Annotated in this window: 6 protein-coding genes; 3 read left to right on the top strand and 3 right to left on the bottom strand. The window is 57.0% G+C overall.

Features of this window, described 5'->3' with window-relative positions:
• The first annotated feature begins 72 nt into the window (after window positions 1–72).
• Genes PLD04_00885 through PLD04_00875 form a run of 3 tightly spaced genes read left to right on the top strand, consistent with a single transcriptional unit; the run spans window position 73 to window position 3,866 of the window.
• Entirely contained in the window at window positions 73–1,278 is a 1,206-nt protein-coding gene (locus PLD04_00885; GenBank protein HXK66872.1) for a glycosyltransferase family 4 protein, read from the top strand.
• Complete coding sequence (locus tag PLD04_00880; protein ID HXK66871.1) at window positions 1,253–2,740, top strand: hypothetical protein; 1,488 nt, start codon at window positions 1,253–1,255, stop codon at window positions 2,738–2,740. The genes PLD04_00885 and PLD04_00880 overlap by 26 nt, the downstream gene beginning before the upstream one ends.
• A complete protein-coding gene (locus PLD04_00875; GenBank protein HXK66870.1) occupies window positions 2,727–3,866 on the top strand; it encodes a glycosyltransferase family 4 protein in 1,140 nt (379 codons plus the stop codon). The genes PLD04_00880 and PLD04_00875 overlap by 14 nt, the downstream gene beginning before the upstream one ends.
• On the opposite strand, the gene smc is transcribed toward PLD04_00875, so the two are convergent.
• From smc to PLD04_00860, 3 genes are all read right to left on the bottom strand, one after another.
• Entirely contained in the window at window positions 3,841–7,251 is a 3,411-nt protein-coding gene (gene smc / locus PLD04_00870) for a chromosome segregation protein SMC (GenBank protein ID HXK66869.1), read from the bottom strand. The genes PLD04_00875 and smc overlap by 26 nt on opposite strands.
• A gap of 166 nt (window positions 7,252–7,417) precedes the next feature.
• Window positions 7,418–18,910, bottom strand: a complete 11,493-nt coding sequence (locus PLD04_00865; protein ID HXK66868.1) for a PKD domain-containing protein — start codon at window positions 18,908–18,910, stop codon at window positions 7,418–7,420.
• Between the two features lie 147 nt (window positions 18,911–19,057).
• Window positions 19,058–20,467, bottom strand: coding sequence for a cation:proton antiporter (locus tag PLD04_00860; GenBank protein HXK66867.1), 1,410 nt, complete (start codon window positions 20,465–20,467; stop codon window positions 19,058–19,060).
• Between the last annotated feature and the right edge of the window lie 3 nt (window positions 20,468–20,470).

Genomic DNA, 20,470 nt, shown 5'->3' with positions numbered 1-20,470 from the left:
CTCCTTTCCCGGATGTATCCTACCGGAAGAGGGTTCCTATCGCAAGCAAGGATTGGGGTACAATACCTTTCAATGAGAATTCTAGTCGCCGCAGCACAGGGAAAGTGGAGAACGGGAGGTGCTGAGAACTATGCGTGGGACGTCGTGCACCATCTGAAGGGGAAGCACGAAGCGGCTCTGCTGGTTCTGGGTGACGCGGATGAAATTCAGGAAGACGAGATCGATGGGATTCACGTAATTTCATGTCCGCAAAAAAATGTAGCCCGAATCCGAAACCTTTCGACCAGCTCGCCCCTGACCAAAGCTCTATGGCACTATCTGGACGCTTACAATCCCCGCATGGTGCCGCTGTTGAGATCCATCTTTCAGCGATTTCAGCCCGATATTCTCCATACCCATAAAATCGACGGTTTCTCGCACGCCATTTTCCGTGTTGCAAAGCGGTCAGGAATTCCTGCGATCCATACTCTTCACGATTTTGCCGCGATCTGTCCCTATGCCATCTTCACCTGTCCATTCCGTTCCTGGGGCCCCTGTCCCGACCTTCCCCTCCCCTGCCGGGTCTATAAAGCGGCGAAGCAGTGGGCCATGGGATCAGGTCCCGCACTCGTTCTGTCTCCAAGCCGACATCTTGCGGATACCCACGCCGAATTCGGAATTTTTCGCCAATCCCGCATCGAACATCTGCCCCTCGGCGTTCCCAGGCCCCCGGCACCCCCGGATCAGCGACAGGAAAACTCCTTTCAGATCACCTATATCGGCGGCCTTACCTTGCAGAAAGGTGTCAGGGTCCTCCTGGACAGCTGGGCCCGGATCGATCCTTCGGAAGGAATGAAGCTCGTTATCGCCGGGGAGGGTCCGCTCCGGCAGGAAATCGAAAACCTGGCCGGGAAGAATCCTTCCATTCGATACAGAGGTAAGGTTCCTGGCAGTGTGATTACCGATATTCTTTACGAGTCCCATGTCCTGGTCCTGCCTTCGATCTGGAGAGAGAACCATCCCCTGGTTCTTGTGGAGGCAGCCATGGCCGGAGTTCCCCTAATTGCTTCTTCGATCGGGGGTATCCCTGAAATGGTTCTGGATGGAAAGAGTGGAATACTGGTCCCGCCGGGGAACGCGCAGGCACTTTCAGAAGCCATGATCCGGCTCCATCACAACCGTGAAGAGTGGAATACGATGCACAGGGAAGCCCTGAAGATCTCCTCCCGCTGGGACGCAGGACTTCATTTTTCCCGGCTGGAAGAATTCTATCGTGAAGTGGCGGCCGCCGGTGCCTAGCCCTTCATTCTGGAACCGGGCAACAAAGGAGGGCCGCTGGGTCACCTGGCTGGCAATCGCCGCACTTACCTTCCTCCTCGGTCGGGCCTTTCAGATGTCCTACTATCCCCGGTACGACAGCGGCGGGTTTCTCGTCGCCGGCAAGGCTCTTGCTGAAGGCAAAGGCCTTACGGAAATCAGCCATCCGGAGGCTCCCTCCTTTATCCTCTATCCACCCGCATATCCCGCCATTTTGGCACCCCAGATCCTCCTCTTCGATCTGAACTATAACCTGCTACGCATCCACCTCATCCTTTTCTTTCTGGGGCTGCTCATCCTGGTCTATCGAGTCTTTCCGGCCCCCGAATCTCACTGGATCATCCTCTTTCTCTGCCTGTCAAATCTGGCCCGGTATATCCTTCGGATCCAGGGAGAGATTCCCCTTGCCCTTGTGATCATGGCCGCTGTGGTCCTCTACGTCAAAGGAAGGGAACGATGGATGATTCTCCCTCTCCTTCTGGCTCCTCTGCTGAAACCGATCGGCCTCATGCTTCCCCTGGCCTATGGTCTGGATGGCCTCTATCGTTTCCTCCGCCGCCGGGCAACGATCGTCCCCGTGCTGATCGCCCTGCTGGCTTCCCTCCCCTTCGTGGGATGGACCCTCTGGGCCCAGCCGGGCCTCCTCCAGCCCAGCCGGACTCCCCTTCTGGCTGACACCTGGACGGGAGAGACCCAGGAGCTGCTCCAGCCAACGGATCTGAGGCTGATCCAGCGGGCCGGTTCCAACTTTGCCAGAATCCTGAACGAGACTCTGCCCCAGTCCCTTGTCTTTTCCGATTCCTATCACGATCCCGCCTCGGTCCCTCCTCCCCTCTGGCCCATTGGCCTTCTCCTCCTGATCGGAGGACTCGCCGCGGCCCGGCAATCCTCTTTCCTTGCCTTCCTTCTCCCGATTCACCTGGCCCTCCTCTGTATCATTCCTGTCGTGAGTCCGCGTTATTTCGTGCTGGTTCTGCCCTTTTATCTTGCCGGTATCTGCCGGATCATCGGTGCAGGCCGAAGGATTCACCGCATGGTTCCCGTTGGAATCGTTCTTGTCTCAGCCGGGATTCTTCTCTACCTGGTAGGTTCAACAGCCGAAAACCGGGATCTCTGGACAATGAACTCGGTGAATGGAATCGTTGCACGGGAGGCCGGCCTTCGACTCCCCGAAGATGCGGTTGTCCTGGTGAACGATCCCTACGGTTTCTACCTCGTAACCGGCCGAACCGCGATTTCCTATTTGCGAAGCGAACAGAAGAGTCCTCCGAAATACTTTCTCGGTCGCTACGCCGCCCGCCATGGGCGCCTGACCCACGGGGCCATCTATTCGTACGAATGGTCCCGGTTTACTTCGACCCTTGAGAAGCTTCATCTTCGGGCATCCGGGCGTGAGGAGCACGATCAGGTCATCACAATGGGACTCGCCTATGAAGATCGCTGAGTCGGTCGTCCGGTTTCCACCCTATATCGGGGGCGTGGAACAGACGGTCTACCACCTGGGGCGCAATCTTGTCCGGCGCGGCCATCGTGTTCGGGTGGTATGCGCGGACGAGGGGGGCGGCACGGACAGGGTGGACGGGATCGAAGTCGTACGCCTTCCCTATTTTGGAAAGGTCAGTAACACCAACCTGACCCCTGGAATCCTCGCAGCCCTGCTGGCTTTTCATCCCGATCTTGTGCACATCCACCTCCCCACTGTCTGGTTCTCCGAATGGGGATCCCTCGCCGCCCGAATCCAGAAGAAGCCCCTCGTTCTCACCTACCACAATGATATTTACGGATCCGGGGCCAAATCCATCCTTGCCCGGCTCTACAATTCGATCTTCCTGAAATGGGTCCTGCACCGCACCGACCGAATCGTCGTTTCCCACAGAGAATACGCGAAATATTCCATCCACCTGCGGCCCTTTCAGAACAAAATCACCGCCATTCCCTGGGGTGTGGACACCAGCCGGTTTTCCGCCGGGCCGGATCAAGTGCATCACTCCGCTTTGACCCTTTCCTTTTTGAGCATCCTCGATCGTCAGCACGGGTACAAGGGACTCGATCTTCTTCTTGACGCCATGAAGATCCTGAAAGACAGGGGAATGATCGTCCTGTTGAATGTGGGAGGGAAAGGGGAAGAGCTTTCCCGCTACCGCCAGCTTGTATCAAATTTGAACCTGGAGGGCCAGGTCACGTTTTCCGGATTCGTACCCGACGAGTCCCTTCCGGACTTCTATCGGGCTTCGGATCTCTTTGTTCTGCCCTCCACCGATGCCCGTCAGGAAGGGTTCGGCCTCGTTCTTCTTGAGGCCCTGGCCTGCGGCTGTCCCGTCCTTACGACCTCGATCGTTGGAGTCGCGGCAGATATCCAGAGTTCGGACGCGGGAGTCACGGTTCCCCCGGGTAAGGTCGAAGCCCTCTGCGGGGCAATGGAATCACTCGCCGGACAACACGGCCGGCTGAAACAAATGGGAATTCACGGGAGAAAACTTGTGGAGACCAGGTATACCTGGGAGCGGGTAGCGGATGATTATGAACGCCTCTTCCTGTCTTTGATCAGACCCGGGTCGTCGGAAGGGTAATCACCTTGCTGCACCCGGGCTCCTCCATCGTGACTCCCAGGAGGAGATCGGCCAGATCCATGGTTCGCCGGTTATGGGTGATCAGGATGACCTGGGTATCGGATCGTACTTCCTCGACCAGATGAATAAACCGTTCCACGTTGGCGTCGTCCAGTGCTGCGTCAACTTCATCCAGGATCAGGAAGGGGGAGGGCCGGAAGCGGAAGAGGGCCATCAGCAGAGCCAGGGCTGCCAGCGCCTTTTCTCCACCGGAAAGCAGGAGCATATTCTGAAGACGCTTTCCCGGGGGCTGAACAAAGATATCAACACCCGATTCAAGGGGGTTTTCCTCATCCAGAAGTCTCAACTCTCCGTGTCCTCCCCGGAAGAGGTTTTCGATATAAGTCCCCAGGATTCGATTCACCTCACTGTACGTATCCAGAAACATCCTCTGCGCAGTCTGTTCCAGCTCCTGCGCGGTGGCATTCAGTCCGTTCAGGGATCCGACAAGATCGCCCTTTTCCTTCCGGATCAGCTCCACATCGGACTCAATGCTCGTGAATTCCTCCTCCGCAAGCAGGTTCACGGCTCCGAGGCGCTGTAATGCATTTCGGGTATTATCCAGTTCCGACTGGGCATCCTCCATCGAGATCTCCTCTGAAATCCCTTCCAGCCGGCCCGGTGGGACGTGAAAAATTTCATGGCTGCGCTGCGCAACTTCCTGAAGTTTTACCCTGGCCACTTCAAGCCGGGTCGACACCTGAGCCGATTGTTCCCGCGCGGAATCGAGACGGTGGCGGACTTCCCGCAATGACGTCTCACTTTTTGTCTTCTTCTCGCGGAGCTTTTCACCTTCCGCTTTCAATCGTTCCCGTTCCAGTGCTAACGTTCCTGCCGTACTTTCGACAGCTTCAATGATTCCTGTCTGCTCTGTCCGCGTCTCTCCCACAAGGTCGATTTGCTTCTCCGTCTGAACATCCCGCTCCCTGAGGGAGGCAGTATGAGCGTCCAGATCATCCCGCTTTCGCAGGAGAGACCGATGTTCTTCCTGCAGTTTCATCAGTTCCATCTCAGCTTTCTGACAGGCTGAGCGTTCCTCCTGCAGCCGGGACCTCCAGCTTGTCAGGTTTCCCAGTTTAGATTCCAGGTCCCTGGACAGATTCTGGATGCATACTTTGGTTTCCTCAATCTCCTTGTCCAGGACCGTCAGCTGAGCTTTCATCTCTCCGAGTGATGTCTCAGCCACTTTGTTCCGTCCTTCGAAATCCTTCCGGGCCTCCCGAAGGTGAGCGCACGATGTACGGAGGGTGGAGAGCTTTCGGGTTACTTCCTCCGATCGCCGGATCGCGTCAGACAGAGAATTTTGAACTGTGGCTCCTTTATCTCTTGTGTCCGCGAGGTTTGAGCGGGTTTCTTCGATCTTCTTTTCCGTCTTCGAAATTCTGGATTCCAGCTCCCCGCGCGTTTTCCGTGCTTTTTCAAGGTTTTCCTGGATCGTTCGAAAGTGAATCGTCTCTGAAAAGGTGCCTGCGGCCGCATAGGGCGGTGACCCGCGCAGCCCGCCCCAGGCGAAAGATCCTGTGGAGGAGAAAAAGAGGACGTGAGGGTAAGCCGAAACCTGTTTGTCGAGGTTTTTCTCCTCTACAAGGTAGATTCCCGGAAGTGCCGAGAGAAGCCAGGAAGGCGCTTCGGGATGAAGCTTCAGGAAGGCGTTCAGCGGCGTGGCCCCCTCGATTTCGGGCAGATTTATCGTTGTCTTCCGGACGGTGACCGAGGAATCTATCTCCCCGAGGGAAGCCTCGGCAATAAGATGAAAGAGCGTGTCGGCAAAAGGCTCCCAGGAATCCGGCATCTCGACGAGAGCGGGGAGCCGCTTTTGATCCTGCAGGATCTGAATCCGTTTTTCCAGATCCAGAAGTGTCGTCTCCCATCCGTCAATCCGGGTGGAAAGAGAGGCGTGCTCCTGGATATCCCGTTCTCTGGATTCCGTCAGGCTTCCATGTTCCAGATCCAGCGCCTCAATCCTATCGAGCACTTTCTTTCGGTCTTTTTCAAGCTCTTTACGGGATACCGCCAGAGTAGACTTTTCCTCTTCGAATGTTCGAATCTCCTTTTCCATCGACATCAGTTCGGAAGAGACCCGTTCCCATTCACGATGATCGAAGGAAAGAGAAGCCTGGGTTTCCACAAGCCGTGCATTGAGTGATTCTCTCTTTTCGAGACGGCTCACCAGGGTGTGGCGTTCCTCTTCGAGTCTGGTGCGTATGTTTCTTTCCTCCCCATCGAATCCGGCCCCATCCTGCTCCATGGTTGCAAGAGCATCCTTCAGGGTAGTCACATGCGTTTCCTGACGGGTTATTTCCTTCGAGAGTCTGGCAAGTTTAACCCCGGTCTCATGGCGCTCTTTTACTCCCTGTCCGATCTCGGCTCCGATCTGTTCACGGGTCTGTGCCAGAGTCTGTATCTGGTTTTCCAGTACATCGATCAGGGCGCGGGACTTTGAAATTTCAGACATCTTCTCCTGGTAATCCCGATCCAGACTTGATGCTCTCTCATTCCAGGCGAGCAGAGCGGTTTCTGCCTCTGCGGAAGTTTTTTCCAGCTCTCCGAGCTCGGCTGAGAGCTTGCTTTCAGAGAGGTGAGAATCCCGGTACTGTCCCTCCAGGTTAAGCCGCTCCTCCGTCAACTGATGGAACTGGCTGAAAAGAAGAAGCCGCTGGAGCTCCATGACGCGGGATTCGAGATCACGGTAACGGCGGGCACGGCCGGCCTGGACCTTCAGCGAATGGAGCTGCTTCTCCTTCTCCTGGAGGATATCTTCGATGCGCTGAAGGTTGCCCCGCGTCTCTTCCAGCTTCAGAACAGTCTGGCGCTTCTTCTCTCGAAACCGGGCAATTCCGGCGGCTTCTTCAATGAGCTGACGCCGCTCCGTGCCCCGCATCTGAACAAAGGCTTCGACCTGTCCCTGGCTGATGATGGAATAGGAGGAGTAATTGAACCCCGTATCCCCCAGAAGGTCCAAAAGATCTTTCAGCCGAACCACCTTTCCGTCGATACGATATTCTCCGCCCCCGTCCTGAAAGACGCGCCGGGAGACTTCCATCTCCTGGGCGGCGCCGGGAAGGCTGGAATCGCCGGAGTAAAAGGTAATGGAAACTTCCGCCAGCCCCAGGGCCTTTCGCTTCCTCGTTCCCGCGAAGATCACGTCCGCCATGGCCTGCGTACGGAACTCCTTGGGGCTCTGGCTTCCCAGTACCCAGGCGACCGCCTCGCAGACGTTGGACTTTCCGCACCCGTTCGGGCCGACAACAATGCTCACACCCGGATCAAAACGGATATCCGTCTTATCCGGAAAGGACTTGTAACCGTTGAGGTTCAGCCGGGAAATGATGATCCTGGGTGGCACCCGAGAATTGTATCAGATTGATCAACCGGGGATAGCTCAGAAATACATATTCATTAAGAAAATGAAACTTGTCGCAGGCGAAATCCTTCGTATCTTTGCTTTTTAAACAGAAAACCGGGAGAGATTCGGATATCTCTCCCGGTAAGAATTTTCTGTCTGGCGTTGATCAGGGGCAGGTAATTCCTGTGGTATCGGCGGCGGTCGGGCGTTCAGTTGACGTACCGTCCCTGCCATAGGACGATTCTCCCCCACCGGCACAGGCGGACGCTGTGATGAGATAGTAGTAGTTGCCATCCCCGACATTGAAGGTGATCGAATTCCCCACAATGTTGCACTGGGAAATTGCGGAATGGTCGTAATACCCGCTTCGGAGGGCTCCGAGGGATCCACGGTACAGGTTGTAGGTCACACCCGTTTCCTCCCAGGAAAAGGTAACATCGGTGCCGCTCTTCGCGAGGAGAAAGGGCTCCGCCGCGGGTTCCTGGTCCATCGGACTGGGTTCCCGGGCTCCCGGGCTTCCAGCCAGGTCGATTCCCGGAACGGTCCCTCCTCCACCATCCTCCGCGATCCCGCACTCGTTCACGGCTTCAATCCGATAGTAATACATGATGTTCGGAGTTGCCGTGGTGTCTACATATGAAGTCCCGGTATAGCTTTCTTCCAGAACTACAGGGTTGGTGCCTTCAATGACGAGGGAGCGAAGGATCCGATACGATCCGGTTGCGTCACCAAAGTCAGCCGACGGCCAGGAGAGAGCGATCCCCGAGGCTGCACATCCCGTTGGGGAATCGACATCGATTGCGCTGACAAGACCAGTAAAGACGGGTGGAGCGTTAATTTTGTCGGTTCCAACATCAGTCAACCCGGTACGTGTCGGCTCCGCGCAACAGGAGTTGACAGCGTTTACCCGGTAAAGATAATCTTCATCCCTCACGGCCGAGATGTCGACATACTCGATTCCGGAAAGACCCGAGCCCACGGTGATCTCACTCGCAGGACTGCTCACGGGCGCACGAAGAACTTCAAAGGTTCCACCGGTGCAGGCGTCGCCGTTTTTATCGGTTCCCCAATCCACAACAGCAGGCCAGACAACCTTAACACCACCCAGACCGCACGGGTCGTTGTCCAAGGCCTGAGTAATGCCGCTGAAGCTGGGACCGGAACAGGAACCGGTCTGGTCCGGCGGGAGACAGGTCACCGTGATTTTGTACGGGCCGCTGGTTCCGTCCCTTCCATCCACGATGAGGAAGAAACGATCGTTTTCCGGAGTAAAATCGTCAAACCCGAGATCGGTGTCCCCCCAGGCCAGGCAAGAGGGAGGATTGCACTCCGACGAAAGGATCAGGTCCAGTTCGTAGCCATTGGGCTCCGGGACCGTTTCTTCCAGTGTAATGATGAAATTTGCGCCGGGATCGAAGTTGAGGCGATAGGTGAAGTTGGGTCCGCCATAGTTAATGTCGGGCTTACACGCGTAGTAGCTGGTGTTGTAGTTGTCCGTATCGGTGGACGTATTCCCCAGAACTTCAACGGGAGTTCCTCCCTCGCATCCGATGGGGTGGGAGTTGGCGGAGCAGTTCGTATTGCAGTCCGCGATAATCGTAATTTCGCGGGTATAGGGTTCGGAGCATCCGCACACGTTGCAGGCGATGAGGGTGACCGTGAAGGACCCATCGATGGAGTACGTATGGGACGGGTTCTGCAGGGTTGAAGTCGCACCATCCCCAAAGTCCCACTGCCAGGAAATGGGAGTATTGGTTGAGGTGTCCGTAAAGTTCACAGCCCGACCCACGCAGTACGTGCCGCTCTGTGTTGTGTAGTTGAAAGAAGCTTCCGGTACGGGATCGATCGTGATCGAACCGGTCTCCACATCCACACCGCAATCATTAGTTACGGTCAGAGTCACCGTGTAGGTTCCAGGTTCCGTGTAGGTGAAACAGGGATTGGGATCTGAGGAGAAATCGGTACCGGTACCAAAATTCCAGAGATAGGTGTCCGCATAGAGGGATGTGCTGGTCCAGCATACTTCAGTATTGACACAAACCGTCTGATTCAACGGTGAAAAGGAGGCTGCGGGCAGCAGCGTCACCTCGGTGACGGTCATCGAATCACTGGACACGCATCCGGTTGCATTGTCGGTAACGGTCAGGGTGTAGGTTCCCGGCTGGTTGCAAGTGGGCTGGGGGCTTGCAGGGTCGCTGAGCCCGATCACAGGCGCCCAGCTGTAGGAATAGGAGCCGGATCCTCCCGAAGCACCTCCCTCCAGAATGACCGCGGTCACTGAACAGGTCAGGACCTTGTCGGGACCGGCGGTGACCAGGGGCGGCGTTGTGTCGTCAGAAACAACCACGGTATCGGAATCGGTGCACCCTGTGACTGTGTCGGTAACCGTCAGCGTGTAGGTCCCCGACTGGGAACACGCAGGCTGGGCGAGATTTGGATTATCCAGACCGGTCGACGGAACCCAATTGTATGAAAATGAACCCGATCCTCCACCGGCCGAACCCAGCAGTGTGACGGATAGAGTCGTGCAGGTCAGGGAGCGATCCGGTCCGGCTTCTGCCAGGGGTTGAGATACAACGGTGACCAGGGTCTGGGCCGACCCCGTGCAACCGTCCGTTGTCTGAACCGTCAGGGTATAAGTCCCGGTCATCGCCGTGGTGGCATTGAGAATCGAGGGATTCTGAAGCAACGAAGAATATCCGTTGGGTCCGGACCAGGTGTAGCTCGCCATTCCGTTGGGACCACCCATGAGCTGGATCGTTTCACCCTCACAGTACGGCCCACCATTGGAGGCGGCAGCTGTGGCGGTCAGGTTAACCTCCACTTCTGTCTGTGCCGTGCTGACACACCCATCGGATGTCTGAATCGTCAACGTATAGGCTCCAGCCATGGTAACTGTTGCGTTGGAGATGGTGGGATTCTGAAGCGCGGAAGAGAAGCCGTCGGGACCGGACCAGACATAACCGGCCATTCCGCTGGGAAGCCCGGTTAATTCTATGGTCTGTCCCTCACAGTAAGGACCTCCATTGGATGCATTGGCTACTGCCGCCGGATAGATGGTAACGCTGGTCTGCTCGGACCCGGTACATCCTTCATTTGTCTGTATGGTCAATGTGTAGGTTCCGGCCATGGCCATCGTGGCACCGGGAATCGTCGGATTCTGCAGGGCCGATGTAAACCCGTTGGGCCCGGTCCAGCCGTACGAAGCCATCCCGGCCGGTCCGCCGTTGAGCTGGATCGTTTCTCCTTCACAATACGGTCCCCCGTTTGATGCGGTGGCCGTTGCGGTCAGGTTGACTTCGACGGTTGTCTGGGCCGTGTCGGTGCATCCGTCAACAGTTTCGACGGTCAGGGTGTAGGTTCCGGCCATGGCATTCGTGGCGTTGGGAATCGTCGGATTCTGCAGGGCCGATGTAAACCCGCCGGGTCCGGTCCAGCCGTACGAAGCCATCCCGGCCGGTCCGCCGTTGAGCTGGATGGTCTGGCTTTCACAGTAGGGGCCGGTATTCGAGGCGCTGGCCGTCGGCAGGGCATGGACGATCACCTGGTGGCTGTCGCTGCCCTGGCATCCGTTGCTGTCGGATACGGTGACCGAAAAGGTCGTTGTGCTTGATGGACTGACAGTGATCGTCCGGGTTGTCTGGCCTCCCGGGCTCCAGAGATACGAAGCATATCCGGCTCCCGCGTCCAGGGTCACGCTCTGCCCCTCGCAGGTCTCGGTTGGCCCGGTAATCGTGGGAGTGGGATTCAGATGAACGGTAACCGTTGTCTGCTCGGACCCGGTACATCCGTCATTTGTCTGTATGGTCAATGTGTAGGTTCCGGCCATGGCATTCGTGGCGTTGGGAATCGTCGGATTCTGCAGGGCCGATGTAAACCCGCCGGGTCCGGTCCAGCCGTACGAAGCCATCCCGGCCGGTCCGCCGTTGAGCTGGATCGTTTCTCCTTCACAATACGGTCCCCCGTTTGATGCGGTGGCCGTTGCGGTCAGGTTGACTTCGACGGTTGTCTGGGCCGTGTCGGTGCATCCGTCAACAGTTTCGACGGTCAGGGTGTAGGTTCCGGCCATGGCCGTTGTGGCACCGGGAATCGTCGGATTCTGCAGGGCCGATGTAAACCCGTTGGGTCCGGTCCAGCTGTACGAAGCCATCCCGGCCGGTCCGCCGTTGAGCTGGATGGTCTGGCTTTCACAATAGGGGCCGGTATTCGAGGCGCTGGCCGTCGGCAGGGCATGGACGATCACCTGGTGGCTGTCGCTGCCCTGGCATCCGTTGCTGTCGGATACGGTGACCGAAAAGGTCGTTGTGCTCGATGGACTGACAGTGATCGTCCGGGTCGTCTGTCCTCCCGGGCTCCAGAGATACGAAGCATATCCGGCTCCCGCATCCAGCGTCACGCTCTGCCCCTCGCAGGTCTCGGTCGGACCGGTGATCGTGGGCGTGGGATTGGCATACACGGTCACCGTCGTCTGCGCCGTGTCGGTGCATCCGTCATTTGTCTGTACGGTCAATGTGTAGGTTCCGGCCATGGCCGTTGTGGCACCGGGAATCGTCGGATTCTGCAGGGCCGATGTAAACCCGTTGGGTCCGGTCCAGCTGTACGAAGCCATCCCGGCCGGTCCGCCGTTGAGCTGGATGGTCTGGCTTTCACAATAGGGGCCGGTATTCGAGGCGCTGGCCGTCGGCAGGGCATGGACGATCACCTGGTGGCTGTCGCTGCCCTGGCATCCGTTGCTGTCGGATACGGTGACCGAAAAGGTCGTTGTGCTCGATGGACTGACAGTGATCGTCCGGGTCGTCTGTCCTCCCGGGCTCCAGAGATACGAAGCATATCCGGCTCCCGCATCCAGCGTCACGCTCTGCCCCTCGCAGGTCTCGGTCGGACCGGTGATCGTGGGCGTGGGATTGGCATACACGGTCACCGTCGTCTGCGCCGTGTCGGTGCATCCGTCATTTGTCTGTACGGTCAATGTGTAGGTTCCGGCCATGGCCGTTGTGGCACCGGGAATCGTCGGATTCTGCAGGGCCGATGTAAACCCGTTGGGCCCGGTCCAGCTGTACGAAGCCATCCCGGCCGGTCCGCCGTTCAGCTGGATTGTCTGGTTTTCACAATAGGGGCCGGTATTCGAGGCGCTGGCCGTCGGAAGGGCATGGACGATCACCTGGTGGCCGTCGCTGCCCTGGCATCCGTTGCTGTCGGATACGGTGACCGAAAAGGTCGTTGTGCTCGATGGACTGACAGTGATCGTCCGGGTCGTCTGTCCTCCCGGGCTCCAGAGATACGAAGCATATCCGGCTCCCGCATCCAGCGTCACGCTCTGCCCCTCGCAGGTCTCGGTCGGACCGGTGATCGTGGGCGTGGGATTGGCATACACGGTCACCGTCGTCTGCGCCGTGTCGGTGCATCCGTCATTTGTCTGTACGGTCAATGTGTAGGTTCCGGCCATGGCCGTTGTGGCACCGGGAATCGTCGGATTCTGCAGGGCCGATGTAAACCCGTTGGGCCCGGTCCAGCTGTACGAAGCCATCCCGGCCGGTCCGCCGTTCAGCTGGATTGTCTGGTTTTCACAATAGGGGCCGGTATTCGAGGCGCTGGCCGTCGGAAGGGCATGGACGATCACCTGGTGGCCGTCGCTGCCCTGGCATCCGTTGCTGTCGGATACGGTGACCGAAAAGGTCGTTGTGCTCGATGGACTGACAGTGATCGTCCGGGTCGTCTGTCCTCCCGGGCTCCAGAGATACGAAGCATATCCGGCTCCCGCATCCAGCGTCACGCTCTGCCCCTCGCAGGTCTCGGTCGGACCGGTGATCGTGGGCGTGGGATTGGCATACACGGTCACCGTCGTCTGCGCCGTGTCGGTGCATCCGTCATTTGTCTGTACGGTCAATGTGTAGGTTCCGGCCATGGCCGTTGTGGCACCGGGAATCGTCGGATTCTGCAGGGCCGATGTAAACCCGTTGGGCCCGGTCCAGCTGTACGAAGCCATCCCGGCCGGTCCGCCGTTCAGCTGGATTGTCTGGTTTTCACAATAGGGGCCGGTATTCGAGGCGCTGGCCGTCGGAAGGGCATGGACGATCACCTGGTGGCCGTCGCTGCCCTGGCATCCGTTGCTGTCGGATACGGTGACCGAAAAGGTCGTTGTGCTCGATGGACTGACAGTGATCGTCCGGGTCGTCTGTCCTCCCGGGCTCCAGAGATACGAAGCATATCCGGCTCCCGCATCCAGCGTCACGCTCTGCCCCTCGCAGGTCTCGGTCGGACCGGTGATCGTGGGCGTGGGATTGGCATACACGGTCACCGTCGTCTGCGCCGTGTCGGTGCATCCGTCATTTGTCTGTACGGTCAATGTGTAGGTTCCGGCCATGGCCGTTGTGGCACCGGGAATCGTCGGATTCTGCAGGGCCGATGTAAACCCGTTGGGCCCGGTCCAGCTGTACGAAGCCATCCCGGCCGGTCCGCCGCTTAGCTGGATGGTCTGGCTTTCACAATAGGGGCCGGTATTCGAGGCGCTGGCTGTGATATCCACCCAGCTCACCTCTGTTGGAGTGGTATCTTCACCCTCACAACCCGACACGACCCCCCGGTCCGTAACACTGCAGGAATAAGCGTGACTTTGCGGAGTTCCATACGAACGGGAGAGATTTGATCCGATCCCCATGAAGAGATCCACAATATCCACCGTTCCACTCCCGCACCCGGAATCTTCGAATACTGTGACATGGTAATCTCCGGGGCCTTCCGCATTGTAGAGGGTCGTCACATCATAGGGAGATTGATTGCTCTCTCCATAGTTCTTCAACGTGTAGACAGCACCTCCCGGAGCTTCGAGGTCAATTCGGACACATGATGTCAAGTTGGCACTGCCTGCCAGATTGAAGTCCAGGAATGCATCTCCCACAGGCGGACTGGATTCAAACCCGGCAAGCAGGAATGTGGTTCCCACAGGATCGTTATCGGATATTCCCGTGCCGCCCTCATTCCAGGCCGCTTCTCCCGCTTCTCCCGAAAGATCGGATCCATCCTCCGTCCACTGAAGTCCGTACCTGCCGCTTCCTCCGGAAATTCGAACGGTCAGGTCCGCATTCTCTCCCGTGCAGAGCGTCTCCGGCCCTTCCGGAAGGACATGGATATCCATGGATGGAACTACGGTCACGGTCGTAACTGCCGTTCCGAAACATCCATTGGAAGCCTGAACGGTCAGTGTATACGTTCCAGCCTTGGCCGCCGTGGCACCGGGAATCGCGGGATTCTGCTGGGTTGAGGAAAATCCGTCGGGTCCGGTCCAGTTGTACGAAGCCATCCCTGCCGGTCCGCCATTGAGCTGAATGGTCTCACTCTCACAGTAGGGGCCGCCGTTGGAGGCTGTCGCTGCTGGCAGGACAAGGACCGCAACCGTATGGGTGTCGATGCCCTGACAGCCATTGCCGTCCGTAACCGTTAAATTATAGGTTGTCGTGGATCCGGGACTGACGGTGATCGTCCTCGTGGTTTGTCCACCCGGACTCCAGAGATACCAAGCATATCCGGCACCCGCATCCAGCGTCACGCTCTGCCCCTCGCAGGTCTCGGTCGGACCGGTGATCGTGGGCGTGGGATTGGCATACACGGTCACCGTCGTCTGCGCCGTGTCGGTGCATCCGTCATTTGTCTGTACGGTCAATGTGTAGGTTCCGGCCATGGCCGTTGTGGCACCGGGAATCGTCGGATTCTGCAGGGCCGATGTAAACCCGTTGGGCCCGGTCCAGCCGTACGAAGCCATCCCGGCCGGTCCGCCGTTGAGCTGAATGGTCTCACCCTCACAATAGGGGCCGGTATTCGAGGCACTGGCCGTCGGCAGGGCATGGACGACGACCTGGTGGCTGTCGCTGCCCTGGCATCCGTTGCTGTCGGATACCGTGACCGAATAGGTCGTCGTGGATCCGGGGCTGACGGTGATCGTCCGGGTCGTCTGTCCTCCCGGGCTCCAGAGATACGAAGCATATCCGGCTCCCGCATCCAGCGTCACGCTCTGCCCCTCGCAGGTCTCGGTCGGACCGGTGATCGTGGGGGTCGGATTGGCATGCACGGTCACCGTCGTCTGGGCCGAGCCTGTACATCCATCGCTTGTCTCCACGGTCAGGGTATAGGTTCCCGCCCTCGCGGTGGTCGCGTTGGGGATGGATGGATTCTGGAACGAAGAAGTGAAGCCGGCTGGTCCCACCCAGGCATAACTTGTCATTCCATCCGGGCTTCCGGACAATTGAATGGTTTCCCCCACACAGTAGGGACCGGTATTCCCTGCCGTAATCGCCGGCAGGGAGTGAACAACAACTTCATGGGTATCGGACCCCTGACAGCCGTTTCCATCCGTGACGGTAACCGTGTATGTCGTCGTGGATCCCGGACTGACCGTTACGGTTCGTGTTGTCTGTCCACCCGGATTCCACAGATAGGAAGCATATCCGGCTCCTGCATCCAGGGAAACACTTTCCCCCGGGCACATTTCTGCCGGACCTGTGATCGTCGGTTCAGGAAGAGAGTACACGGTGACATTCTTCGTATCAGAGATGGTGCAGCCGTCGGGTGCTGAGTAGGCATAGGTAATGACATGGACTCCCGCACCTGCAACGGAAGGTGAGAAGATGCCAAGAGCACCATCGGTGACGCCGGGACCGCTCCACACTCCGCCCGCAGGAGATTGTCCGGAAAGAGCAAAGGCAGGATCGTTGAGACATGCATCTTCGTCAGGACCGGCTTCCACGGCTGGAGCCGTGTCGATGAATACTTCCGTTTTCGCACTTCGCGTGCACCCGTATTGTGTGATTGTCAGATTATAGGTGCCGGCCATGGCCAGCGTGGCATTGGGGATCGTCGGGTTCTGGTCCGTCGATGTGAAGCCGTTGGGCCCGGTCCAGCTGTAGCTGCTCATTCCGTCGGGAGAGGCAAGTAATTGAATGGTTTCTCCCTCGCAATAGGGTCCGGTGTTGGAAGCGGTCGCGTTAGGTCGCGTAACATTTTCCGTTATGGGTCCTGCATTGACATCGGTATACAGGCCGTTATGCGGGCCGGCGCTGCATCCCGGGGGGGCGGCCTGGGAATCCTCCGCTTTCACGACGTAGTAGTAGGTCGTTCCAAAGACAGTTCCCGTATTCAGGTAGGATGTGGCGGTCAGCAGAGTGGCGATGGGAGGCTGGAGGAGGGCATCTTCGAACGATACGGTAGAACGGTAAAGATCGTAATGGCCTGCCCCGGACCCGAATACGGCCGGACTCCAGGTCAACTGAATTCCCGTACAGACATCATTGAGCTGGACATCGGAAAATTGAGGAATCACGCAGTTGCAGGTCACGCTCTGCGTTGCAACGGGACCTCCACCTGAAATGCTGCACGCGGTGGCGGTATCTCCGGCTTCCTGACATTCCTGAACCTCGTTGTACAGGTCTGCATAGGCGTAGATTGTCCCGGTTCCTGAGCTCTGCACACTGAATGTAATGGACCCGGTCCTCGTCTCTCCCGGCTGAATATTTGCCTCTTCATGCTCTGCAAATCCTCCAAGATCGGAATTGACCACGACCGTCGTCGTCGCCGGAGAACAGCCGGCATTGGAGATGGCGTAATCCACCGTATAGGTGGGACACGTACCCGAAATGGTCATGGATTCCACGGAAAGAACAGGATAGGGATCGTAATTGGCCAGCGCTTCGCAGTAGTTGTCGAAGATCCTGAAACCGGGGGAGCTGGTCCCTGTACAGTTGGAATAGAGCTCCCAGATAAATCCGCCCCAGTTCACAAACTCGGCGCGATAGATTCCGCAGAGTGTGGGAGACCCATAAAACCAGATATCTGTCGTTACATTATTCCAGTTTGGGTTCATTCCGCTGCAGTCCTGCCATGCGATTTCATACCCCTGGGCGGACCATCCTCCTGTGCTCTGGGCGTAGAGATAGACATACTGTTCGGCCATCATGTCGTAAATTCTCAGATCCCCGCTCTCGTTGTCCCAGAGTGGCATGTGCATTTCCGCTCCACACTCCGCCACAATGTACATATCGAAGGTACAGGGGCTTGTGAAACATGGATTACCGCTATCCCTGCAGTAGTCGCAATCATCAAAGTACCAGGTGAAGGCGGAGGTCGTGGAAGGTGTAATGGAAGGATCATCGGGATTCTCACAGATGATCCATCGTTCATGTTTGTCCGGATCGACACAGGAGGTGCAGGTTGCCGTGAGGGTAAAGGGGCCGTCATCTGCAGGTGTAAATCCATCCACGACGATGGTATAGGTTCCCGGTCTGAGGGAGGCTTTAACGTCTTCCCTCCCTCCGGCGAGGCACTCGCACTGACTGCAGGATGACAGGACAAAGAGATCCATCTCCCGTGATCCGGTATCGGTCAGGTCAAAACGGATCACCTCGGGCTGGGTCAGGGTAAGAAGGTATACCTGTTCATTTCCAGCATAGGTATCGACCCCGCAGCTGTATGCAAGTACCCGGTTGGAACGGCCTGCTGCCGATGTGTCACCGGCAACGGTGGTGTTGCAATAGAGATTGGATGCTGTGGCACAGTCAGGAAAGGTAATACCCGAAGGTGAAAATTTAATCGCTGAATTTGTGAGATTGGGCGCCTGATTGTAATAAATCTGGAATCCCGAGGTGCCGTCGATGTTCTCGATACCGATCGTGCTGGAGGATACTCCTGATGCCATAGTCGAATACTGAAAAAGGATTTCGTTCGTGGATTCAAAAAGAACGATCTCAAAGGTGTTGCGGGGAAGCGTGGCATTGCAGCATGGATAGGCCTGATACCACTCCATGACGAACACACGGTTTGGCGCCGTACCCATGGTCTGGGTATAGACCTGGTCTGTAACCAGGTTGTCCCACTGGATCGCCAGCATGGCGTTTGGATCGGTGGTCCCTGGAATGGTCGTGTTGAAATAGGCAAAGCTTGTATCGGAGACAAAGGAGGCCCATCCGTTTGAGCAGATCGCGATGGAACTGTAATCGGTTCCGTAGTAATTGAAGGTAAAGGGAAGGGGCAGGAAACCCGTATTCACATTATCACCCAGTGTGTGAAGGGTGCCCCCAAGCGCATCATACCAGGAGTAGGCTGCCGGATTGGTAACCGTATAGAAGGCATCACAATCAGGGGGAGAAACCGGCGTATTACAGACGATCCGCAATGTGTAGGGCCCATTGTCGGCCGGAGATCGACCGTCCACAACAAGGTAATACGTACCGGCGATGGCTCCGTCGAGGTGAATATCATCGACACCGCCTTCGATTACCAGATTGGGATTACATTGTCCACGTTCCAGCAAAAAGAGGTACTGTCCCCTCCCGGGATGGTCTTCCAGATATATATCGATATTCGTGGTCGCGGACAATGTCAAAGCGTATACCTGCTCACTTCCGGAAAAGGTACCGGTCACGCCGCCATAGACATCCTGAGTATTGGGTAATCCCACGGTATCGCCGGCCACGACATCCCCGCACTGAATCGTGGTGGCTCCGGCACAGCTGAGCGCGCGGAGGCCGGGAACGGATACGGTCTGAAATCTCTCATGTATTCCTGATGGAACCGACTGAGGCCGAAATGCTGGATCGACCCTGGGATCCTGCGCAGGGATATTTGCCGCAAAAAAACAAAAAATTACAACCATACCAAAGAAATATTTCATTCCGCCTCCATAAGAAAAACAAATCATACGCCTCCCTTATGCGTCCGGAAGGCGCTTTCACCGTGTTTATTCACCTTGATAATAAGAAATTAACCCTGATAAGTCAAGGATTTACAATACATTTTGACAAAAATTCAAGAAATACGATCAAGCATCCTTTCTGGATAGAAGAATCTTCAGAATGGGAGGCGTAATCAAGGTTGTCAGAATCACCATAATAACGGAAGCCCCGAAAACCCCTGGTGAAACAACGGGTTCGTTGTTCAGAATCAACGTAGTCCCGATACCGGCAAAGATGAGGCCGACCTCTCCTCTGGGGATCATGCCCACACCGACGGATATGCGGTCTACGCCCTTATCCAGGACCCCCAGTCCACAGGCCTGCTTTCCAATAATGGCGGCAACGGTCAGGACCATGGCGAAAAGGAGGATGTTCGTGTCACCAAAATAGGTCAGATCGACCTTAATGCCCATGAGAACGAAGAAGATTGGCACAAGGGTCGCTGACAGGGGTTTCAGAAGCTCGTCCAGGCTGTGCTCTCCACGTTTTCGAAAGTCCTTGAAATGAACCTCATCCAGAATGAGTCCCGCAGCGAAGGCACCCACGATCGGGGCCAGTCCGATCAGGGCCGCTGCCCAGGAAAGGAAAAAGCAGATGACCAGGGCCGTGATCAGAAGCATCCCCTGAACCCGGAGCTTTGAGGCAAGGTGAAATGCCTTGGGGGAAAGCCACTGTCCAAGGATCAGGGCGGCCACGTAAAAGACCACTGCCTTCAAAACGATAACGCTGACTCCCAGGATATCCAGCTCCGTACCCCTCGAAGCCGCGGAGATTACACCGGAGACCACGGCTAATACTACGAGCCCCATGATGTCGTCGATGACGGCCGCTCCCAGAATGATCCGGGCTTCCTTCGTGTTTAATTTATTCAGGTCCTTCAAAACTCTTGCTGTGATGCCGACACTGGTAGCGCAGAGGATGGCGCCGATAAAGATGTGGGCAAGAAAGGGCTCCTGGGGAATAAAGAAAACTGCCGTGAAATACCCCAGAAGGGCCGGCGTCACAACTCCGATCGTCGCCACCAAAAACGCGGATCCTCCAACGGCCATCATTTCCTTGATATTACTTTCCAGACCCACCTCGAAGAGCAGGAGAATAACGCCGATCTCCGCAAGAACTCCAATCGTAAAATCGGTCTTGAGAAACTCCAGTCCGTGGTAGCCCAGGAGGTTCAGGTTCCCGATAATCACGCCGAAAAGGAGCTCTCCCAGCACGGCCGGCTGGTGAAACCGCTCAGCGACTTCCCCGCCGATCTTCGCGGCAACCAGGATGAGAACAAGAGAGAGCAGAACCTGGGCAATCGCCTGTTCATGGGACATCCCGGCCTCTCCGTGAGCGTCATGCGACGGTGCATCTTCCGGTGGTGGGCTCACATACTGGGCCGACGCATCGTGAAGTCCCTGGTCGGGCTGCGTATCGGCGGATTCGGCGTGAATCGGGCAGATCATGCCGGAAAGGAAGAATAGAAAAATTAGAACGATCGTTACGTTTTTCATCGA

This window comes from Thermoanaerobaculia bacterium, assembly GCA_035593605.1.
Lineage (GTDB): Bacteria > Acidobacteriota > Thermoanaerobaculia > UBA2201 > DAOSWS01 > DAOSWS01.
Note: the sequence above shows the minus strand (reverse complement) of the source record. Positions and strands in the feature narration are given on the sequence as shown.